We start from the raw sequence: 21,597 nt of genomic DNA, 5'->3' as shown, positions 1-21,597 counted from the left end.
AGCGCGAAACACGGAGAACGGGCACGGGTGCCGTCCGGCGGCGGGACGCAGACAGGGGCCCTTGGACTGTCGTGACGCATAGATGGATGAGAGGAAAGGCGAATGAGAAAAGGCCGGGAGTCATACTCCCGGCCTTTTGGCGTACAGGGGGGCCGGCGTGTCTGGCTGCGCCGCACGGCCGGATGTTCCGTGGGTGACGCAGGCAGCAGCGGCATGCGGGCAAGCGGGGCAGCCATGGGCAGCAACGCACGGGTAATGTCCGTTTTTTTGCGGGAGAGGGGAAACGTGGCTGCCCGGAGAAAAAAGAAGGGTCTGTGGTATGCCACAGACCCGTTCTTTCTGGTACCGGGAGCGAGACTTGAACTCGCAAGGTGTTGCCACCGGCGGATTTTGAGTCCGCTGCGTTTACCAATTCCACCATCCCGGCGCGTTTCCTGTTCAGACAGAGCCTTTTTTTCTTACGCCAAACCTGCGGTGAGCGTCAAGCCGGGGACCGGTTATTCGGTGGATTTGTCCAGAGAAAGCAGCAGAACGGCGCCCAGCACCAGGGCACTGCCCAGCCAGCCCATGGGTGTGAACTGCTCCTGCCAGAACAGCCAGACCCACAGGGTGCTGAGCACAGGCTCCAGATAGCAGGTGACGGCGGCCCGGACAAGGCCGATGCGCTTCAGGGCCAGTCCGTAGCAGAGATAGGCAAAATAGCTGGTGCATGCCCCGAGAATGAGCAGGCAGAACCAGATGCGCGGGGAGTGGTTCAGATGCACGGGCGAGACCATGCCCAGGGCCAGCAGGCCACCCAGAAGGGAATAGAAGTAGATGGTGGCGGCACTGTAGCGCTGCTGCCACCAGCGATAGAAGGGATAGTGCGAGGCATAGGTCAGGCCGATGATGATGCCGCAGGCTATGCCCACCCAGGAGCGTTGCCCCGGCAGGCTGCCGCCGGACAGGCAGACCAGCACCGTGCCGCCCAGGGCCACACCGATGGCCAGCATCTTGCGCGTCGTGATGTGCTCGCGAAAGAGCAGGTGTGAAAAGAGGGCAACCCAGATGGGGGCCGTATACATGAGAATGACCGACATGGCCGCGCCGCTGAGCTTGATGGCATACTGCGTGACGGAATAGAAGACGCCGATGCCCCAGATGCCGAAAAGAAAGAAGGAACCTGCCGCCCTGGGCGGGACCAGCAGCTCGTGATGCAGCAGGGTATGCAGCAGAAAAAGGACCAGTCCGAAGGCGGCGCGCCAGAAGGCCACCTCCAGCGGCTGCATGCCTTCGGCCATGCACTCCTTGGAGATAACGCCCACCAGGGACCAGAAGAAGGCCGTGAGCAGAATCCAGAAATAGCCGCTTTTCTGAACAAGCGGGGCAGCGGGGGTATTCATGGGCAGGAAACAGGGGGTATAAAAGAGCGTGAGCGGAAAAGGGGCCTACCAGTCTCCCCGGGCCGCCGGACCGTGTTCCGGGCGGCGGGGAAAGGCCAGCGCCGGGGCCTCGGCCCGGAGCTGCGATGCCGTGCAGCCCTGTACCGGGAAGGTGTCGCGCAGCCAGGTGAGAAACTGGCGGATGCGGCGCAGCACGGCATCGGCGGCGGCCTGGTCGGGCACATGGGGCGAGCCGCCGGGCAGCATTTCCGAGGAATGCCAGAACAGGCTGAGCACCCGGCCGCCGCGGGCACGGTGCAGGCGTACGGCCATGCGCATGGCGCGCGGCCCGTGCCAGAAGGGATTGGCACTCAGCGCGCCGAAAAAGTGAAAGCTGTCCAGCCAGGTCCGGGGGGCATGCCCGTACCACTGCCGGGCCAGGAAGGGCCACAGGGGCACCTGCGTAATGGGTACCTCCAGCAGAGGCGTCTGCCCGCTGCCTTCCACCCAGTAGGGATCGGCCGGGGCCAGGAAGTGGTCGGCGCCGCCGGCAAAGGCCCGCAGGGGGCAGACGGAGCTGTCCAGCGTAATACCCGCTTCGGCCAGCAGGGGGCGCACGCTGTTCTTGAGGTCCCAGCGCCCCATGCGAAAGCTGGTCAGCGGCGCGCTGTTGAAATCCTCGCCTTCGCGCAGCAGCGTCAGCAGGCGGCGGCGCAGCAGGTCCCGCGGCAGGGTGTCCGTGCGTGCGGGCTGTCCGGTGCTGTCCCCCTCGTCATCCAGGGGCGGCGTGCTCCAGTGATGCAGGTGGGCGCCAATTTCTGCCCCGTGGCGGTCGCGCATGACTTCCAGCGTCCGCCGGGCGGCGCCGTCGGCAAAGACGCTGTGGGCGCAGAAAAGCGTCAGCGGAAAGCCCAGCTCATGAGACAGGGGCGCAAGGCGCGGCAGCAGGGAGATATTGCGCACCCCGCAGCCGCTGCGGGCATAGTGGCCGGAAAACAGGCCCTCTTCTTCAACATCCAGACTGACGATGACGCGCAGGGGGGCCTCAGGACCGGAGGAAGGGACAGATACGGACATGCCGGCACCATAGCGCCTTTCCCGCCGGCTGGCAATGCGCCCTCTTGCCAAACGGCGCGGAATGCTGGAAAATACTCCCCATGTCCACAATTCTGCGCGTTCTCTTTCTTATGGAAGACCTTTGCTATGGCGGTACGCAGCGCCAGATGCTGGAACTGGCCAGACGGCTTGACCGCAGCCGCTTTGCGCCGGTCATGCTTACCCTGACCGGGCCCACGGACCTGGACGGGCTGGCCCGCGAGGCCGGCATCGAGGTGCAGCATCTGGGCCGTGACCGCCGCCTGGCGCCCTTCTTTTTCTGGCGTCTGCGTGCGGCGCTGCTGCGGCTGAGGCCCCAGGTGCTGGTGCCGTGCACGGCGCTGCCCAATATCTGGGGGCGCATCTGGGGGCGCTGGCTGGGATTGCCCGTGGTGGGCACGGTGCGCGGCGGGGGCGGCCCCCGGCGGCAGCATGAGCGATGGCTCTGGCGTCTGACGGAGCATATGATCTGCAATTCGGAAGCCCTGTATCAGGTGCTGACGGGGCTTGGCGTGCCCGCCGGCCATTTGACCTATATTGCCAACGGGGTGGATACGGCCCTGTATGCGCCGCCGCAGGCGCCCGTCTCGTCCCGGCCGCCGCAGCTGCTTTGCGTGTCCCGCCTTGCGGGAGACAAGGATCACCTCACCCTGTTTCGGGCATTTGCCCGGGTGCGCGCCCGCCATCCCGAGGTGCGCCTGTGTCTGGTGGGGGACGGTCCCGAGGAGGCCCGCCTCAAGGACTGGGCCGCGCGTCATCCCGAAGGGGCCGGGATAGACTTTTTCCCCGGCCGACCGGACGTGCGGCATTTCTATGCCCAGGCCCGTATCTTTGTGCTTTCCTCGGTGCGGGAGGGGCAGCCCAATGTGCTGCTGGAAGCCATGTCCAGCGGCCTGCCCGTCTGCGCTACGGCGGTGGGAGGCATTCCCCGTCTGGTGCGCGACGGCGAGAGCGGGCTGCTGTGCCCGGCCGGGGATGATGCCGCGCTGGCGGCGCATATCCTGCGCCTGCTGGACGATCCTGCCCTGGGCGATGGCATGGGGCAGGCGGGGCGCCGCCGGGCCGAGGCGGACTTTTCCTTTGCCGCCATGGTGGACGCCCATGAGGCCGTCTTGTCGGCCGTGGCGGCCCGGAGGCGGCCATGAACCTGCGGCAGGTCGCGGGCGTCTGCCTGCTGGGCGGGCTGCTTGCCCTGCCCGGAGTCGTCATGGCGGGCACCACCGGCAAGGTGGCTGTGCCTCCCAGACCCGGCGAGGTAACGGAAATGTGGGAAGGCGCGGTGCTGGGGTCCCGTTTCCGGGTGACCTTCTGCATCAACAGCCGGGGCGGAGTCCGCGGCGCAAGCCTGCTGCGCACCCGCAGCGGCCAGGTGGATGTCTATCACCTCAACGGAACGGTGAAAGACGGCTACCTTGAGGCAACGCATACTTCCGGCCACCGCTTTGCCGGGCAGCTGCGGGGCGACAGGGTAGAGGGATCGCTGCGCCTGCATAATGGCATGACATTCAACATTACCTCACGGCGCACGCGCAACGTGCCCGTGACAGAAGACTGCGCCCCGGTCCCTGAGGACGGCTGGCGCCTGAGCGAGGAATGATATGTGGGGACTTTTTCTGCTTCTGGCCATTGCCCAGGGGGTGCTGCTCTGGTGGCTCGGCCGGGTTGGTGAACGCCTTGCCCGTGAGGAAAAGGAAGAACTCATCGGACCTGCCACCGAGGCGGACTGGCCGCGCGCGGCGCTGATCATTCCGGCGGCGGGCAGTCATCCGCGCATGGAAGAGGCGCTGACTTCCCTGCTGGAACAGGACTATCCCGCCCTGCTGCCCGTGGTGGTGACGGCCACGGAGACGGAACCGGCGGCAGAGCTGGTGCAGCGCCTGCAAAAGACCCATCCCTCCCTGCGCCACGTGGTGGCAGGGGAGGCCAGGGGCTGCGGCCAGAAGAACCACAACAGCCTGAAGGCGGTGGAAGCGGTGGGCGATGCGGCCGATGTCTATGTTTTTTGTGACAGCACCCACATTGCCCGCCCCGACTTTGTGCGGCAGCTGGTGGGGCCGGTGGCCGTGGGCGTGGCATCGGTGACCACGGGCTATCATGAGGTCCGCCCGTATGATCAGGGGCTTGTGACCATGGCCTATGCCCTGTGCGTGCAGCTCATGCGCTATCTGCAGGGCCTGTCCCGCTTTACCCAGCCCTGGGGCGGTGCCATGTGCATGAGCCGGGAAAGTTTTGCCCGCTACAAGGTGCGCGAACTGTGGGAAGCCAATGTGGTGGACGACTGTTCGCTGGCCGGCGTGCTGCTGCGCGAGGGCGTGAGCGTGCGTCTGTGCCCCGGCGCCCTGCTGCGCACGGAGGCGGAGCAGCATCCCCTGGCCGTCTGGCAGGCCTGGATGGACAGGCAGGTGCTTTTTCTCAAGTTCTGCGTGCGTCAGCAGTGGTATCTGCTGGGCGGGCTGTGCGCCGTCATGGCCCTGCCGCCGCTGCTGACCGTGCTTTCGCTGCTGGCCCTGCTGCTGGGCGGGGGGGGCCTGGGCTGGACCACCGTGTCCTTTCTCTACCTCATTACCCTGGCGGCGGCCATGGGCCAGTGGCGCGGCCTGCTGGGCAACAGCTTTGCCCTGTGGCGCTGGATGCTGGCCTTTGGCGTCAGCGCCGCCATGTTTGCCCGCGTGTACGTGAACAGCCTGCGGGCCAGCGGCATTCTGTGGCATGGCATCTGGTATGAGGTGGGGCCGGGCGGCAGCGTGCGGGGCATGCGGCGCTAGCGGCGGACGGCGTTCCCCTTTGACAGTTTTTGGTGCGCAAGCTAAGTATCGCAGGACGTTTTTCCGGGAGGTACAGGCAAATTCATGATAGCCATGTCCGATCTCTGCCGCATCAGTGTGCGCCAGGTCGTGCGCCAGCGCGGCTTTGGTGTCATTCTGTCCATTGCGCTGGGCATAACGGCCTTCATTGCCCTTTCCGTGCTCGGCCAGGAGATTCGCTATAAGGTGGGGCAGGACATGGTGCTCATGGGCGGGGTCAATATTGTCCGCGTCTATATGGATGATGACCAGTATCCCGGCCAGCCCCTGCGGACCTTCTATCCCGAAACGGTGGAGGCCATACGCAACATTCCCGGCGTGGGCCTGGTCAGCCAGAATGTGCGCGGCAACATTGTCTTTAGCCTGCGGGGCATGCAGGAACGCACCATCCGCACGTCCTTTATCGGCGTGGACGAATACTTTGCGCCGGCCTACTCGCTGGAGCTGCTGGCCGGGCGCCTGCTTACCGTGGATGACGTGAAGCAGCGCAACCGCGTGTGCATGCTGGGCCGCGAGGGGGCCGAGGCCCTCTACGGGGATCCGGCCAAGGCCGTGGGCAAGCTGCTGGTGCTGGGCCGCGATGTTTTCGAGGTGGTGGGCGTGGTCACCGGCGTCATGCTGGGCAGCTGGAGCGAAGGCGGCTTCATGCCCTATACGGTCATGGTGGACCGCAACTGGGGCGGCGATGGCGTGACCCGCCTGTTTGTGCGCTGCATCGGCTGGGAAGACGTGGCTGGCGTGGTGCGCAAGCTGCCCGGTGTGGTACGGGCGCACCAGGATGCGCCCTATCTTGTCTGCGCCACCCAGGATGACCAGCTGGACCGCATCAAGATCACCTTCATGTGGGTGGAAGCCCTGCTCTGGCTGGGTATTGCGGCTTCGCTCATGCTGGGGGGCTTCGGCATCTGGTACGGCACCTTTGCCGCCGTGCGCGCCCGCACCCGTGAAGTGGGCCTGAAAAAGGCCATGGGCGGTTCCGATGTGGACATTCTGGCCCAGTTCCTGGCCGAGGCCCTGGTCAAGTCCGTGGCAGGGGGCCTGCTGGGTATCATCGTGGGGACCATTTGCGTGGAGCTGGGCGCGTGGGCGCTGGACACCGCCATTTCCTATCCGCTGCTGCTGGCCAGCAGTCTGGGCAGTATCTTCTTTTCCGCCGTCATCGGCGTGGCCGGCGGTCTGTATCCCGCCATCCAGGCCAGTCGCATGGATGTGGTCACGGCGCTGCGTTTCGAGTAGGTGCGTATGCCTCCGGTCATTATCGCCAAGGGTTTGTACAAGTGTTACGCAGGGTTTTCGCCGGTCCTGCGCGGGGTGAACATCGAGGTGGAGCCGGGAGAGCTGGTGGCCATCATGGGGCCGTCCGGCTGCGGCAAGTCCACCATGCTGCACGTGCTGGGCATGCTCCATGCGCCGGACGCGGGCACGCTGGAAATCCTGGGGCAGAATGTCCTTGCCTTTGACCGGGAGCAGACAGCGGCCTTCCGCCGGGGCAATATGGGCTTTGTCATGCAGGCCAGCAACCTTTTTGAGCATTCCACGGTTTTTGAAAACGTGGAATTTCCCCTCATCTACGAAAAGGTGCCGCCGTCGGAGCGCTGGGCGCGGGTCATCCGCGCGCTGGACCTGGTGCGCCTGTCCGCGCGCGTTCACTACCGCAGCAATCGTCTGTCCGGCGGGGAGCAGCAGCGCGTGGCCATTGCCCGGGCCATGGTCAACAATCCTCGCATTCTGCTGGCCGACGAACCCACCGGCGCCCTGGATGCCAAGACCAGCCGCGTCATCATGAACAACTTCCGCACGCTCTGCCATTCTGGCGGCGTTGCCATGATCATGGTTACCCATGACCCGGCCATGGCCGAATTCTGCGACAGCGTGTATACCCTGGATGACGGCATTCTCAACTGCCGCCGACGCGATTTTTCGCCCGACGAGGTCAACCTGGGCGGCAATCTGCTGGCCGGCGTGGCGCCGGTGGTGCGGGGCGCGCTGCTGGCCGAGACCTTTCCCGAGCCGTCGGGCCGCAGCCTCATGGAAAGCGCGCACACTATGCACGCGGCGGGGCTGCTGTCCCGCATCTATGCCCTGCGCGGCGGCAGCCTGCTGGGCAGCGAGGATCAGGGATATGCCCTGCCGTTGCCGGTGCGGCGTGTGGGGCGCTGGCGTCTGCCGTCCGTCATGGCGGCCGTGCAGCACTACCGCCGGCGCAATGACCCCCCGTGGGAAGAGCTGCGCCGTACCCTGAGCCGCACCCCGGGGCAGCGCTTTCGCCATCTCTGGGCCATGGATTGCGGGGCCATGCTGGCCCGCTGGGGCGAGGAGGATGACATAGAATTCTTCTACGCCTCCGGCGCACACGGTCCGGCCACGGCCGCCTGGATTGCCTCGCGCCTGCTGCGCATTCCCTTTGCCGTGGGGGTGCGCACCGCCGACATGGTGCGCCCCGGCAGGGACTGGGCGGTGAAGCTGGCCGATGCCGCCTTTCTGGCCTGTGATACCGAGGCCACGCGGCGCGCCCTGCATGAGCTGCTGCCGGCCATTCCCCTGAATCGCCTTGTGCTGCTGCGCGATCCCCTGACCCTCAGCCCGCCGGATGAGGACATCAGCCTGCCGCCCACCTCGACCCCGCAGCCCCTGCGGCTGCTGACGGTGGGGACCCTCTGTCCCCGCAAGGGGGTGGATGTGCTGCTGCGGGCCTGCACCCGCCTGGTGCAGCAGAATGTGGACTTCGAACTGCGCGTGGTGGGCAACGGGCCGTTGCGGCGGCGCCTCAAGTGGCTGGCCTTCCGTCTGGGGCTGCGTCGCAGGGTGGTGTTTACGGGGCACATTCCGCACGAAAACATGTCTGATCTGTACCAGCGTGCCGATGTGGTGGTCCTGCCGTCGCGCGTGGCTGCCGATGGCGACAGGGACGGCATGCCTTCGGCCCTTACCGAGGCCATGGCCTTTGGCTGCGCGGTGGTGGCCTCCCAGCTGCCGGGCATTGACGAGGCCGTGGAAACGGGGCAGAGCGGTCTGCTGGTTCCGCCTGACGATGTGGACGCGCTGGCGCAGGCCCTGCTGGAACTGGCGGCACGTCCCGAGGAGCGCAAGCGCCTGGGTCGGAATGCCTGGAAGCGCATCCGCGCGCTGCTGGACGAATCCGCCACGGAAGAGCGCCTGCTGGAGCTGTTTACCCATGCTGTCCGGGACAGCAGGCCGCCGGCAACGGCGGAGGCTCCCCTTTCCCTGCATGGATGAGGCACTGTCGGGACGCGGGACGCAGGCTTTGGGTCATTGCCATGGCACATTCCCTTCCGGCGCTGCCGGAGTGCAGGACAGGAGCGGCTCCCGGGCTGGCCGCAGGTGAATCGCCGGGCCGCGCTGCTGGCTGGTGTGCCGTTCGTCCGCTTCCTGACGCGGACATGCTGCCTGTCGGGCAGCACGGCACTCCCACGGGCAGGGAGCGACCTTGCCTGTGTGCGGCGATGTCCATGGTGCCGCGCCGCTGCGGCTTTCGCCGGAGCGCATGCTTCCTTCCGTAGAAAACGGCTGTGCGGGCTTCACGTCCGTCGTCTCCCGGCAGATGGTCCCGGTTTCCCCCAGGCAAGGCGCCGGCACGCGGTCGTGAGGCCGGGCAAGGTGGTCATGCAGGCAGGCTCTGGAGCAGATGCGCAGCAGGAGACGGATGCCATGAAGCAGGTGCTGGAACAGGTTTTTATGGCCGGTCTGGCGGCGGTGGCGCCGGATGCGGCCCTGTTGCGGCATGTGCGCCGCGAGGGGGACTGCCTGCTGGCCGGCGGGCGGGTGTGGCCGCTGCCGCGCGCCGGGCGGGTGCTGGCGGTGGGAGCCGGCAAGGGGGTGGCACCTCTGGCGCTGGCGCTGGAAAACGTGCTGGAAGACCGCCTGGACGGGGGGCTGGTCATTACCAAATACGGGCACGGCCTGCCCCTGCGGCGCATACGTCTGCTGGAGGCGGGGCACCCCGTACCGGATGCCGCTGGCGAGGCTGCCGCGGCGCATCTGCTGGCGGAGCTGGAGCAGGTCGGCGCGCACGATCTGGTCATCTGTCTGCTCACCGGCGGCGCCAGTGCCCTGATGCCGGCCCCGGCGCCGGGGCTGACGCTGGCCCATTTGCAGGACCTGACGGAACAGCTGCTGGCCTGCGGGGCCTCCATTCATGAGATCAATGCCCTGCGCAAGCACCTTTCCCGGCTGGGCGGCGGGCAGCTGGCCCGTGCGGCGGCGCCGGCACCTGTGCTGACCATCATGATTTCCGATGTCATCGGGGATGATCCCGGCGTCATCGGCTCCGGCCCCACGGCGCCGGACAAATCGACCTTTGTGGACTGTCTGGACATTGTGGCGCGTTATGGTCTGGCAGCCACGCTGCCGCCGGCTGTCATGCGGCATGTGCAGGAGGGCGCTGCCGGCCGTATGGCGGAAACGCCCAAGCCCGGCGATGCGCTGTTTGCGCAGGTGAGCAATGTGGTGGCGGCCAGCAACCGGCAGGCCCTGGATGCGGCAGCCGCCAGCGCGCGCGCCCTGGGCATGGCCGTGCAGATCAGTCCTGTTCCCATGCAGGGAGAGGCCCGCCAGGTGGCGGTGCAACTTGTGCAGCAGGCCAGACAGGCGGCAGCGTCCACGCACAGGCGCCCGTTCTGCCTGCTGGCCGGTGGCGAGACCACGGTGTGCCTGCACGGCAGGGCGGGCCTGGGGGGACGGAATCAGGAAATGGCGCTGGCAGCGGCCCTGGAGCTGGAAGGCGATCATTCTCTTGTGGCGCTGTTTGCGGGAACGGACGGAACAGATGGTCCCACGGATGCTGCCGGCGGCTTTGCCCATGCGGAAACCGTGGCTGCGCTGGGGGGCCGGGAGCGCGCACGGGCCTTGCTGGATGCGCATGACAGCCATACGGCACTGCGGCGCAGCGGCGATCTTTTCCGGACCGGACCCACACGGACCAACGCCATGGATATGGCACTTATCTGTGTGGTATGATATGGTATTTGTGCGTCAGGGGCTTGACAAAACCCGGCCTATCAGGAATAGTTATTGAAACTGGAGGCTGACATGGCGCAACCACAAACACGTATGACACGGCAGCGAGCCGTCATTCTTGAAGAACTGCGCAAAACCAAAACCCATCCCACGGCGGACGAGCTGTACGGCATGGTCCGGCAGCGCCTGCCGCGCATAAGTCTGGGCACAGTATACCGGAATCTGGACTTCCTGGCTGACAGCGGCACCATCCGCCGGCTGGAAGCCTGCGGCACCACCAAGCGCTTTGATGGTGATATTTCGGCCCATCAGCATATCCGCTGCGTGGTCTGCGGAAAGATTGGCGACATCATGCCGCCCCTGCCGGAACCTGCCGTGGAGGGCTTGTCCGTGCCCGGTTTTGACACGATCTATACGGCCCGTATCGAATTTGACGGACTGTGCGAGCAATGCGCCGCAGCTGCGGCGGAGAAACAGTAGTCCGTGGAACGGATTGCAGCAGAAGGAGAACTGTATGGCTGATCCCCATGATATGTGGCGGTGCCCTGTGGCCAATTGCGGCTATGTGTATGACCCGGATCGCGGAGATCGCCGCCGCAAGATTCCGGCGGGAACGCGTTTTGAGGACCTGCCCGATGACTGGTGCTGCCCGGTGTGCGGCGCCAGCAAGAAGAACTTCCGCCGTGTGAGTGACGAAAGCTAGCCTGGCCTGTGGCAAGGCCGCATGTGATGCCGCACCGTCTGTTCCCGACGGGGCGGACAGGAAAAAAAGGATTTCCGCAGCCATGTGGAAATCCTTTTTTTTCGTACAGACGGTTCCGGTCAGAGGAGCGTCAGGCGGAGCAGCCGCCGCCACAGGTCAGGAAGGCACGGCGGTTCTGGGTATTCGGTTCTTGGGGCTTCTGGTTATGGGGGCTTTCGGGCCATTGAGGATGTCCCCGTACCACCACGGGACCGGGCCATGTCAGCGGCAGTTGCCCTCCCGGTCGCCATGGTGCCGCCTTGTTGCCGGAGGCTGGCGGGTGGCCGTATCAGTTGTCGTCGCGGGTGAGGCGGGCATAGACCGCATGGGCGGCCGTCAGCAGGTCATCGGGCGCCAGGCAGAGCTGGACGCCGCGCTGGCCTGCGCTGATGTAGATTTCTTCACAGAGGATGGCGCTTTCGTCCACAAAAACCGGGTAGTCCTTGCGGGCGGCCAGGGGCGAGCAGCCGCCGCGCACATAGCCGGTGAGAGGCAGCACTTCCTTGAGGTGGACCATGTCCACATGCTTGTTGCCGGAGGCCACGGCCAGTGCCTTGAGGTCCAGTTCGGCCGCAGCGGGAATGCAGGCCATGATGACGCCCGTGCGATCGCCGCGGGCCACCAGGGTCTTGAAGACCGTGGCCGGGTCCACTCCCAGGCGGGCGGCCATGGTCACGGCGGAAAGGTCGCTGGCATCCACGGGGGCGCTGGCCATGCGGTAGGGGATGTGCAGCGTGTCCAGCAGGCGGGCGGCATTGGTCTTGGCGATGTGCGGTGTGCTATGGCTCATGGGTGTTCTGTGCAGGGGCACGGGATGGAGGAGCAGGGCGGCATGGGGGGACAGGGCGCGCAGGAGATTGCCCGCAGCTCGTGACGCAGGGCCGCGCGCGCCGCGTCCTGCCGCTGGTGCAGGTCAGTGAGCAGGGCCTGCACGGCCTCCTGCATCTGTTCCGGACTGCCGGTATTTTCTAGACAGAGGGCGCTGGCCGCAGCCTTGCGCTGTTCCGGCCACTGCCAGCTTTCCAGTTCATCAAAATGGGCGGCGCTCCAGCCGCGGGACATCATGACACGCTGACGGCGCATGGTCTGCGGGCAGGTGATGCAAAGGCAGAGCGGCTGCGGCACAAAGGTTTTCACGTGCCAGCCGCATTCGTAATACAGGGGAATTTCTGCGGCGGCCACGGCATGCCCCTGCGCTTCGGCCTCCTCCCAGAAGGCGGCCACGCGATCGCGCACCAGCGCATGGGCCATGTGCTCCACGTCCTTGCGCAGGACGGCATCCTGGCGCATGGCCGGGCGCAGCAGGGCGCGGTCCACGCTGCCGTCTTTTGCCAGCAGATCGTCCCGGCGGTGCGCCAGCCACTGACTCATGGCGCCGCGTGGGGCATAGAGTTCATGCACAATGGCATCGGCGCTGATCACGGGAATGCCGGCAGCGTCCAGCGCGGCACAGACGCTGGACTTGCCGCAGCCCGGATTGCCCGTGACCACCAGGCGCTGCATGCGGCTGGCCTGGATGACGGCCGTGTCCAGCATGTCCTGCGGCAGCGGGCAGGAAAAGTGCATGGGCCGGCCGCTCCAGGGATGGGCCAGGGCCATGTCCCAGGCATGCAGCATCTGGCGCGGCGCACGGCGGCGCACGGCCTCGGGGGCATAGAGGGCATCGCCCAGCAGGGGATGCCCCACGTGCTGCATGTGCACCCGTATCTGATGCGTGCGCCCCGTGTGGATGCGCACGGCCAGCAGGGCAAAGCTCCTGTCGGGGGCAGCCCACAGTACGCGCCACTGGCTGAGGGCCGCCTTGCCCCCGCGGGCTTCCGGCACCACGGCCATCTTGATTTTCGCTGTGGGGTGACGTCCGATGGCTTCGCGGCATTGGCCGCTGTCAGGGGGAACCCCCTGCACAAGGGCCAGATAGGTCTTGTGCACCTCGCGCCGGGCAAAGGCCTGGGACAGGCGCAGGCGGGTGGCCTCGTCCAGGGCCACCAGCAGCAGGCCGCTGGTATCCTTGTCCAGCCGGTGCACGATGCCCGGGCGCAGCCCGTCCAGCCTGGCCAGTTGCGGAAAGTGAAAGAGCAGGCGGTGCACCAGCGTTCCTTCTGGACAGGAAGGACAGGGATGCACCGTCAGCCCCGCGGGCTTGTTGCAGACCAGCAGGCGCTCATCGTGCCAGAGCACGTCCAGCTCTGCCGCTTCTGCCTGTAAGGGATTGCCGGCAGGGGGCAGCTCCAGGCGTACCTCCTGCCCTGCGCGCAGCTTGTAGGCGGCTGCCGTGACGGCCAGGCCATCAATGTGGCAGTGCCCGGCGGCAATGGCCTTTTGTATGGCGCCGCGCGAAAGCTCCGCAAGGCGAAGACTGAGCACGCGGTCAAGCCGCTGGCCGGCCTCGTTCATTACCTGAAAATGCAGTGTGGCTGTCATGTGCGCAAGACGGGAAGAGAGGTGACGGCGGGCCGGACGGCTGCCGGCCCGCCAGAAGACTACTGCCGGCCGGGCGGCAGGATGGTCAGGCTGCGCAGCCGGTCCGCAAAGGTGCTCTTGCGGTAGAGATTGCGCAGTTCCTGCCCCGGCGCAATGGAAGTAACCACGGCCCGCCCCACCACAAAGCGGTCATTGTCGTCATCACCATTGATGACGCGCAGGCCCCACAGATTGTGGAAAATGGCCGGTCTTCCTTTGTATTCGCCCACATAGAGCATGATGTGCCCGCGCATCCAGACCAGGCTGAGGAAGGGCACACCGTCTTGCAGCAGGCGGCGTTCCTTTTCGCGGGTGGACAGGCCATCCAGGGGAATGATGACGCCGGCGCGTCCCTGGCTGGAGGAATTGCGGCCGAGCCAGATGCCAAAGGGCGCCATGAGGTCGCGGGTGAGGGCGGAGCAGTCCCGGTCGCCGAACATGCCGCCCCAGCCGTAGCGCTGCCCCATCATCTCGTTGCCCAGCTGGGCCACGGCGGCAGGCGTCATGGGCAGCGGCTTGCGGGCTGCCAGCGAAAGCGGCACGGTAACGCGCGCCGTGTCGGCCAGGCTCCCCTTTCTGATCGGGACCAGCAGGTCCACCATACCGGGCTGCGAGGCCGTGCCGGCCAGGGGCAGGATGGTGCCGATGTCGCCCCGGGCGTTCTGGCTGCCGGGCAGGGGCACATTGTCGCGCAGAATGGCGGCGTAGTTTCCGTTTTCATAGCGGGCGCGGAAGGTGGCGTCCGCCAGCGCCACGTCGTTGGCATCCACCCAGCCGGCGGCCACGGAGCTTTCCACATAGTACCACTGGCGGTCGCGGCTCACATGGGCAATGAAAAGCGGCGTGCCCACGGGCAGCAGGGAATACTGGAAATAGTCAAAGGGATTGGCGCGGGGATTCGTGGTCGGCTCGCTGAAGCGCGGGCTGTGGGTGGGCATTTCGCGCAGGTCCGTCTGGCGGATGGTAATGGCCTTGTCCGCCGTATTGGGAAAGGTCTTCATGGCTGCATTGCGGGCCATGAGGTCCCATTCCTCCTGCGTCCAGCGAACGCTGCCCCGGTAGCCGCGCGCTTTGCCGAAGATGGCCGAAGCCGCCTTGCGCGAAATGGAGGTTCGCGCCATGTCCCACGGTTTGAAGAACATGCGGTTGAAGCGCGCGTCCTGACTGGCCTGCTCCCCTGCCGTGAGCAGGGGGCTGTCGGCGCCGGCCGCATGGGCAAAGGGCAGCAGGTCCTGGGGAAAGGTGCGCATGTCGCGCAGGGTGCCCATCCAGGGCGGCATGCTGCCGTCGCGCGGGGGAACGGGCTTGCCGCCCCCGCAGGCGGACAGCGCCAGCACCAGCGCAAGGCAGAGCAGCAGGTAGGGCAGGCGGCCCGACGCAGGGAGAAACCTCAGCATGATGCCGCCTCCAGGATGCGGACGCGGCTCTTGCGCACAAAGTCCGCGGGCAGATAGGTCATCTTGGCCTGGCGCAGACCTTCTTCATCCAGGTCCTGGGCACGGTTGAGCCGCTGGAAATCCGCACCGGCGTAGCGGGCAAACAGGCAGTTCATGGTCTGGTAAACGCCCTTGAAGCCGTTGAGACCTTTTTCAAAGTGGACGCCCAGGGTATTGTCATCCAGTTTTTCCCCCACGCTGAAGGCCACCATCTGGTCATTGACGTAGAGCGAGGCGCCCGTCAGTCCCTCAAACAGTTCCCAGTGGGACAGCACGCGGTTGATGGCCTCGTTCTCCGCCCGCAGGGAGGGGGAGTTCTCGCATTCGTGCCACTGGCACCAGGTGTCTTGCAGGGCCAGCACATCTTCCACCATGGCGTCGTCCAGCGGGCGGTAGTCCGGCTCGCCGTAGGTCTTGATATAGCTGTTTACGTGATTCTTTTTCTTGTGATAGCGGTTGCCGGGCAGGGTGGCCAGGGCTTCGCGGTCATAGAGGTATTCCCACTGGCCGCGGTCCTCGCTGATCTGCACCCGCCCCGGCAGGGCTTCCTGCCAGAGGGCTGCCAGTTCGTCCGGCACACGGATGACGGGCGCATCGGCCAGCTGGGGGAGCAGGGCGGGCCAGTCGGCGTGCTGCCAGTCGCCCACGGGTGCCCAGTACTGCCGCACGGGCAGGGTCTGGCATATCCAGCACAGGCCATGGGCAAAATGCCATTGCAGGCCGTAATGCCCCTGCCAGCCCCAGAGGTTGGCCAGGCTGTAGTCCAGGGAATGGCGCGGCGTCTGCTGCCACAGGGCATAATAGTCGGCGCGCTGCTCCAGTGAAACGGGAGTAAAGGAGTGCATCATGACTCTTCCTTTGCCGTTGCCTGTTGTGCGGCGGAAACGGCATGATCGTGATGAAACTTGTGGGCCTGCATGGCAAAACGCGTCCAGTCGCGGCACAGCAGGATATACAGCATGGTCAGGGCCTGCACGCACTGCGAGCAGAGCATGGCGGCAAAGACGCCCGTGGCCGTGCCCCAGAGCTGATGCCCCAGCAGCCAGCCCAGAGGCAGGCGGATGAGCCACAGGCCGCCGCCGAAAATCATGAGATTGTAGCGCGTGGCGCCCGCGCCGTTCATGACGCCGCCCATGACCGTGCTGGCGATGGAAAAGGGGGTGGAGATGAGGTTGAAGACCAGATAGTTCACAATCTGGGCCTGCGTGCCCGGATCATCGGTCATGAGGCAGGCAATGTTCTGGCGGAAGGGCCAGAGCGCCAGCGCCACCAGGCTCATGGCCACCGAGGCAATGAGCATGAGCTGCCAGGCAATGCGCCGGGCGCGTTGCGGCTGGCCGGCGCCCAGACAGTTGCCCACCAGCACCCCGGCCGTCATATTGAAGGCCATGCCCGGCATGAAGAGGATGGCCTCCACCCGCAGCCCTGCGGTGAGGCCGGCCAGGGCGGCAATGCTGTCGCGAGGCAGGGCGGCCACCAGCACAAAGAGCATGAGGTAGCCTGTCTGCCAGACAATCTGGGCCGCACCGGCAGGAATGGCCACCCGCAGCAGATAGGGCAGGCCCACGCGCAGCCAGCGCCGGTCGGGGATGGCCCGCCGGTGCAGATAGCGGGAACGGCGCAGCAGCAGGCAGTTGCAGAGGGCGCCCAGGCTCTGGGCTGCGAAGTTGGTCCAGAGGATGCCGTCCGCACCAAAGGCCGGCAGGCCGAAGCTGCCCAGGCCGAAGCCCAGGCTGCCCACCAGGGTCAGCAGACAGAGCAGGGCCGCCACCCAGAGCGGCGGCATGACCTGCCGCGTGGCCCGGAACATGACCCCTGTGGCCGCATAGATGTACTGGGCCGGCAGGGTCAGCATGACCACGTTCCAGAATTCGCGGCTCAGGGGCAGGATGCGTTCCGGCACGCGCAGCAGGGCCAGAATGGGATCAGCCAGCAGCCAGCCCGGCAGGGCCATGAGCAGTCCCAGCACGCAGCTGCCCAGCACGGTGGTGGTGACATAGCGCCGCGCCCTGTCCATGTGTCCCGCGCCCATGGACTGGCTGACGGCAGCCAGCGCGCCGCTGCTCATGGCCATGACAATGACCATGAGCAGCATGGTGCACTGCGTGACCATACCCAGGGCGGCCTGAACATCGGCGCTGATGTGCCCGGCAACCCACACGGTGATGAAGCCCATGATGAAGACAAGATACATCATGAGCAGCTGCGGCCAGGCCAGATGCCAGATGGCGCGGGGTGAGGTGCTGAGGTCGGGTTTGGTCATGGGCGAAAAAACGGGGCTGGCACGCGGTTTGGCCCGTCACGTGCGGTGGGATGAAAGCGGCCTGCAGGAAGCCTGCAGGCCGGTCTGTAACAAAGGAAAACATGCCTCCGCGCGGGCGGCATGCCGGGGCGCCCCGGTGTGCCGCGGCAGCGGCGGCGCGGTGGCGCTAAACGGCGTAGCAGCGGGCCAGGTCCTCGGGGGTTTCCCGGCGGCGGATGAGGCGGGCCTGCCCGTCCGCAGCGATGAGCACTTCGGCGCAGCGGCAGCGCTGGGTATAGGACGAGGACATGGAAAAGCCGTAGGCGCCGGCATCCAGAATGCCCAGGATGTCTCCCTCGTGCATGGCGGGCAGCAGACGCTTTTTGGCAAGAATGTCGCCGCTTTCACAGATATTGCCCACGATGGTCTGTTCCTTGTCCTCGCGGTGGCTGGCGCCTGCGGGACCGGCATAGATTTCCACATCGTGGAAGGAATCGTACATGGCCGGCCGGGCCAGCACATTGAAGCCCACGTCGGTACCCACATAGCAGGTATCCCCGTTGTACTTCACATTATTGACCGGCGAGAGGATGATGCCGCATTCGGCCACCACATAGCGGCCCGGTTCCACCAGAAAGCGGCCGGTATAGCCGGTTTTTTCCGCCCAGCCGCTGATGAGGGCATGCAGCTTGCGGCCCAGGTCGTCCATGTCCAGGCGGGGCTGGTTCTCATACTTGTGGTAGGGAATGCCGAAGCCGCCCCCGAAGTCGATGACGCTCATGCCGTGCAGCACCGCGGCGGGCAGGCGTTCGGCCAGGTGCAGCAGCACTTCGGCCGCGGCGATGTAGCCGTCCGCCTCCATGAAGAGCGAACCGATATGATGATTGATGCCGGCCAGCTGCATGTCATGGGCGCGGCAGATGGCCAGCACGTCGTCCAGCAGATCGGGGGTAACGCCGAACTTGGTTTCCTTGCCGGCGGTGATGACCTTTTGATGATGGCCTGCCCCGATGCCGGGATTGAAGCGCACCATGACGCGGCCACCCTTGTTGATGCGGCCCAGGGTTTCCAGCTGCGAGAGCGAGTCCACGCTGATGAGCAGGCCGGCGTCCAGGGCATGGCGCATTTCCTGCTGGGAAATATTGTTGGCAATATACAGAATCTCGCTGGGGGCAAAGCCGGCCATCCTGTCCAGGTACAGCTCGCCGGGACTCATGGCATCCACCACCAGGCCCTCTTCGCGGATGATGCCCAGCAGAACGGGATTGGCATTGGCCTTGACCGAATAGTTCACCATGTAGCCGGCATGGGACGACAGGGCCTTCAGCTCGCGGCAGCGTGCACGCAGCACGTTTTCATTATAGACATACAGGGGAAAGCCCCATTTTTCCACCAGCTCGGCCGGGCTGTGCTTGCCGAAGAAGTGGAGCGAATCGGTGTAACGGGAGCGGATGTCGGACATTATTGGTATACCTCAAAAGGACTGCGGGCGCGGTGCGTCCCGTGATACAGGCAGAAAACTATGCGTCGCTGCGGCCACCTTGTCAAGATAAGAATGCGTCTCAATAGGCGGCAGGCCGCGTCATTCAAGGAAAAGCGGTCTCTGCGCCGGAAATGCGACATTGACAGGCGTACATAATAATGCTTTGGTGTGCCGTTACCGCGTCCGGCGGCGCGCTGGTGTGCGCCGTGTCCGCCGCGGCCCATCTTTCTACAGCTTCGGGAGAAGATTGCTTATGGCCATCAAGAACGGCGATACCGTGCGTGTGCACTATACCGGAACTCTGGCTGACGGAACGGTTTTCGATTCCTCGCGCGGGCGTGAACCCCTCGAATTCGTCATGGGCAGGGGCATGCTTATTCCCGGCTTTGAAAAGGCCGTGCAGGGCCGCGACGTGGGCGACAGCGTTACCGTGACCATTGCCCCCGGAGACGCCTACGGCGAAAAGGACGACGACCTCGTGTTCACCATCGAGCGTTCCCAGCTGCCGGACCACATTCCCGCCGAGGTGGGCACGCCCCTGCAACTTTCCAGCGAGCAGGGCCGGATGGATGTGACGGTCACCGAGGTGACCGATACCCACATCACGCTTGACGCCAATCACCCGCTGGCGGGCAAGGAACTCACCTTTGCCATCGAGATCGTGAGCGTTGCCTAGGCGCCGCGGCTTCCGCCGGTCCCTGCCTCCGTGCAGGGGCTGACGGCGGCCTCTGGCTGTTTCTCAACGAACGGCAGGTCGGAAGGCGCAGGCGCCCGGCGTGCCGCAACGGATGCGTGAGGAGTGTTATGCGCAGCAATTCCGCCCGGCAGAATGCCATTCAGGCCATTACCACCTACAAGGCAGAGGCCAGCATCAATTTTGCCGAAAACAGACCCATGGACTTTTTCGGCTGCAATGTCTTTGACGACAAGGTCATGCGCGCCCGCCTGCCCAAGGACGTGTACAAGTCCCTGCGCAAGGCCATCACGCTGGGTGAGCGCATGGATCCGTCCATTGCCGATACGGTGGCGGCGGTCATGAAGGACTGGGCCATTGAAAAGGGCGCCACCCATTTTGCCCACATCTTCTACCCGCTCACCGGACAGACGGCGGAAAAGCACGACAGCTTCCTCATGCCCGACGGCTACGGCGGCGTCATTGCCGAATTTTCCGGCACCATGCTCATCCGTGGCGAGCCGGATGCCTCCTCCTTCCCGTCCGGCGGCCTGCGCTCCACCTTCGAGGCGCGCGGCTATACGGCCTGGGATGTGACCAGCCCGGCCTATATCATGGAAAATCCCAATGGCACCTTCCTGTGCATTCCCACGCTCTTTCTGTCCTGGACGGGCGTGGCCCTGGACAAGAAGACGCCCCTGCTGCGTTCCGGCCAGGCCCTCAACCGGGCGGCCCGGCGGGTGCTCCGCCTGTTCGGCATCGAGCCGGAGCTGCCCATCGTGTCCTTTGCCGGTCTGGAGCAGGAATATTTCTGCATTGACCACAATTTCAACTTTGCCCGTCCCGACCTCCAGGTGGCGGGGCGTTCGCTCTTCGGGGCACGTCCGGCCAAGGGGCAGGAATTCAGCGACCAGTATTTCGGCGTCATCCCGCAGCGCGTGCTCTCCTATATGATGGAAGTGGAGTATGAACTCTACAAGCTGGGCGTGCCCGTGCGCACCCGGCATAACGAGGCCGCGCCCAGCCAGTACGAGATCGCGCCGCTTTACGAGGTCAGCAATCTGGCGGTGGACCATAACCACATCATCATGTCCACCCTGCGCAACGTGGCCAAGCGCTACGGCCTCAAGTGCCTGCTGCACGAAAAGCCCTTCTACGGGGTCAATGGTTCGGGCAAGCACGTCAACTATTCCATCGGCAACCGCGAACTGGGCAGTCTCTTTGATCCCGGCGCCACGCCGCATGCCAATGCCAAGTTCCTGGTGTTCTGTTCGGCCATGATTCGCGCCGTCCACAGGTACGGCGGCCTGCTGCGGGCCACCGTGGCCAGCGCCAGCAACGATCACCGCCTGGGCGCTCACGAGGCCCCGCCGGCCATCATGTCCATTTTCCTGGGCGATCAGCTGACCGAGGTTTTCGAGGCCTTCCGTGCCGGGCGCGTGGAAGATGCGGACAACGGCAAGCCCGTGCGCGTCATGAACGTGGGCGTGGATACCCTGCCGCCCCTGCCCACGGATCCCGGCGATCGCAACCGTACCAGCCCCGTGGCCTTCACGGGCAACCGCTTTGAATTCCGCGCCCTGGGGTCCAGCCAGTCCGCCGCCGGCTCCATCACGGCCCTCAATGCCATGATGAGCGAGTCCCTCAACCATGCCGCCGACTTCCTGGAGCAGCAGCTGGCCGAAGGCAAGGACATGAACGAGGCCATCCAGCGCTATGTGCAGCATGTCATTGAGGAGCACAGCGCCATCATCTTCAATGGGGACGGCTATTCGGATGTCTGGCATCGCGAGGCCGTGCGCCGCGGTCTGCCCAATCTGCGCAATACGGTGGAGGCCCTCACCGAGCTGATCCGTCCCGACGTTATCGAACTTTACGAGAGTAACGGCATTCTCAACCGGGCGGAACTCAAGGCTCGCCATGACATCTATCTGGAGCAGTACTGCAAGACCCTGCGCACCGAGGCTACCCTCGTTGTCCGCATGGCCCGCACCATCATCTTTCCGGCGGGCATGCGCTATCAGGGTGAGCTGGCCGAAACGGCGGCCCGCATGCAGGCCATCGGCATGGACTTCCGGGTGGACATGCTGCGCGACATCACCGAACAGCTGCGCGGCATGCAGGATGCCGTGGCACAGCTGGACAAGCTGCTGTCCGGCATGGATGCGGAGGAAGACCTGGCCCGTCGCGCAAAGGGCTACTGCGAAATCATCCTGCCGGCCATGAACCGGGTGCGCCACTTTGCCGATCTGCTGGAAACCCGCGTGGCTGACGATCTGTGGGCCTTGCCCAGCTATCAGGAAATTCTTTTCGGCAAGTAGGGC

18 protein-coding genes and 1 tRNA gene are annotated in these 21,597 nt (G+C 65.5%); 10 read left to right on the top strand and 9 right to left on the bottom strand.

Annotated elements, in window-relative coordinates; all coding sequences use genetic code 11:
• Positions 1 to 340: 340 nt before the first annotated feature.
• The 3 genes from Q0J57_RS00705 to Q0J57_RS00695 all read right to left on the bottom strand — a co-directional run bounded on the left by Q0J57_RS00705 (position 341) and on the right by Q0J57_RS00695 (position 2,438).
• Positions 341 to 427, bottom strand: a tRNA-Leu gene (locus Q0J57_RS00705).
• 70 nt (positions 428 to 497) lie between these two features.
• Positions 498 to 1,382, bottom strand: a complete 885-nt coding sequence (locus Q0J57_RS00700) for an EamA family transporter (RefSeq protein ID WP_297215733.1) — start codon at positions 1,380 to 1,382, stop codon at positions 498 to 500.
• Between the two features lie 45 nt (positions 1,383 to 1,427).
• Complete coding sequence (locus Q0J57_RS00695; protein WP_297215730.1) at positions 1,428 to 2,438, bottom strand: hypothetical protein; 1,011 nt, start codon at positions 2,436 to 2,438, stop codon at positions 1,428 to 1,430.
• Positions 2,439 to 2,518: 80 nt separating this feature from the next.
• Here Q0J57_RS00695 and Q0J57_RS00690 point away from each other — a divergent pair, with 80 nt between their 5' ends.
• From Q0J57_RS00690 to Q0J57_RS00655, 8 genes are all read left to right on the top strand, one after another.
• A complete protein-coding gene (locus Q0J57_RS00690) occupies positions 2,519 to 3,601 on the top strand; it encodes a glycosyltransferase (RefSeq protein ID WP_297215727.1) in 1,083 nt (360 codons plus the stop codon).
• Positions 3,598 to 4,053, top strand: coding sequence for a hypothetical protein (locus tag Q0J57_RS00685; protein WP_297215725.1), 456 nt, complete (start codon positions 3,598 to 3,600; stop codon positions 4,051 to 4,053). The genes Q0J57_RS00690 and Q0J57_RS00685 overlap by 4 nt, the downstream gene beginning before the upstream one ends.
• 1 nt (position 4,054) lies before the next feature.
• Positions 4,055 to 5,221 carry a glycosyltransferase family 2 protein gene (locus tag Q0J57_RS00680; RefSeq protein ID WP_297215722.1) on the top strand — a complete coding sequence of 389 codons (1,167 nt, stop codon included), beginning with the start codon at positions 4,055 to 4,057 and terminating at the stop codon, positions 5,219 to 5,221.
• 84 nt (positions 5,222 to 5,305) lie between these two features.
• Positions 5,306 to 6,496, top strand: a complete 1,191-nt coding sequence (locus Q0J57_RS00675) for an ABC transporter permease (protein ID WP_297215718.1) — start codon at positions 5,306 to 5,308, stop codon at positions 6,494 to 6,496.
• A gap of 6 nt (positions 6,497 to 6,502) precedes the next feature.
• On the top strand, positions 6,503 to 8,497 hold the full coding sequence (locus Q0J57_RS00670) for a glycosyltransferase (protein WP_297215715.1): 1,995 nt from the start codon (positions 6,503 to 6,505) through the stop codon (positions 8,495 to 8,497).
• A gap of 432 nt (positions 8,498 to 8,929) precedes the next feature.
• Positions 8,930 to 10,237: a DUF4147 domain-containing protein gene (locus Q0J57_RS00665; RefSeq protein WP_297215712.1), complete on the top strand. Its 1,308-nt coding sequence runs from the start codon at positions 8,930 to 8,932 to the stop codon at positions 10,235 to 10,237.
• Positions 10,238 to 10,309: 72 nt separating this feature from the next.
• Positions 10,310 to 10,717: a transcriptional repressor gene (locus Q0J57_RS00660; RefSeq protein WP_297215710.1), complete on the top strand. Its 408-nt coding sequence runs from the start codon at positions 10,310 to 10,312 to the stop codon at positions 10,715 to 10,717.
• Between the two features lie 34 nt (positions 10,718 to 10,751).
• Complete coding sequence (locus Q0J57_RS00655) at positions 10,752 to 10,940, top strand: rubredoxin (protein ID WP_297215707.1); 189 nt, start codon at positions 10,752 to 10,754, stop codon at positions 10,938 to 10,940.
• Positions 10,941 to 11,268: 328 nt separating this feature from the next.
• On the opposite strand, the gene ybaK is transcribed toward Q0J57_RS00655, so the two are convergent.
• The 6 genes from ybaK to lysA form a co-directional block, all read right to left on the bottom strand.
• Positions 11,269 to 11,769, bottom strand: coding sequence for a Cys-tRNA(Pro) deacylase (gene ybaK, locus Q0J57_RS00650; protein WP_297215704.1), 501 nt, complete (start codon positions 11,767 to 11,769; stop codon positions 11,269 to 11,271).
• Positions 11,766 to 13,400, bottom strand: coding sequence for a dephospho-CoA kinase (gene coaE / locus Q0J57_RS00645; RefSeq protein ID WP_297215701.1), 1,635 nt, complete (start codon positions 13,398 to 13,400; stop codon positions 11,766 to 11,768). Before coaE ends, ybaK begins: the two co-directional genes overlap by 4 nt.
• Positions 13,401 to 13,459: 59 nt before the next feature.
• Positions 13,460 to 14,836, bottom strand: a complete 1,377-nt coding sequence (locus tag Q0J57_RS00640; protein WP_297215698.1) for an NlpC/P60 family N-terminal domain-containing protein — start codon at positions 14,834 to 14,836, stop codon at positions 13,460 to 13,462.
• The gene (locus Q0J57_RS00635) at positions 14,830 to 15,723 is read right to left on the bottom strand and encodes a phosphatidylglycerol lysyltransferase domain-containing protein (protein WP_297215696.1); all 894 of its coding nucleotides are present in this window, start codon (positions 15,721 to 15,723) and stop codon (positions 14,830 to 14,832) included. The genes Q0J57_RS00640 and Q0J57_RS00635 overlap by 7 nt, the downstream gene beginning before the upstream one ends.
• Positions 15,720 to 17,138 carry an MATE family efflux transporter gene (locus Q0J57_RS00630; protein ID WP_297215693.1) on the bottom strand — a complete coding sequence of 473 codons (1,419 nt, stop codon included), beginning with the start codon at positions 17,136 to 17,138 and terminating at the stop codon, positions 15,720 to 15,722. The genes Q0J57_RS00635 and Q0J57_RS00630 overlap by 4 nt, the downstream gene beginning before the upstream one ends.
• A 166-nt stretch (positions 17,139 to 17,304) precedes the next feature.
• Entirely contained in the window at positions 17,305 to 18,579 is a 1,275-nt protein-coding gene (gene lysA / locus Q0J57_RS00625; protein ID WP_297215690.1) for a diaminopimelate decarboxylase, read from the bottom strand.
• A 274-nt stretch (positions 18,580 to 18,853) separates the two neighbouring features.
• On the opposite strand from lysA, the gene Q0J57_RS00620 reads away from it, so the two are divergent.
• Positions 18,854 to 19,276 carry a peptidylprolyl isomerase gene (locus tag Q0J57_RS00620; RefSeq protein WP_363315444.1) on the top strand — a complete coding sequence of 141 codons (423 nt, stop codon included), beginning with the start codon at positions 18,854 to 18,856 and terminating at the stop codon, positions 19,274 to 19,276.
• 128 nt (positions 19,277 to 19,404) lie between these two features.
• The gene (locus Q0J57_RS00615) at positions 19,405 to 21,594 is read left to right on the top strand and encodes a glutamine synthetase III (RefSeq protein WP_297215687.1); all 2,190 of its coding nucleotides are present in this window, start codon (positions 19,405 to 19,407) and stop codon (positions 21,592 to 21,594) included.
• The last annotated feature ends 3 nt before the right edge of the window (positions 21,595 to 21,597 follow it).

Source organism: uncultured Desulfovibrio sp. (assembly GCF_944324505.1).
In the GTDB taxonomy this organism is placed as follows: Bacteria; Desulfobacterota; Desulfovibrionia; order Desulfovibrionales; family Desulfovibrionaceae; genus Desulfovibrio.
The sequence above is the reverse complement of the archived record's forward strand: the minus strand, read 5'-3'. Positions and strand labels throughout refer to the sequence as shown.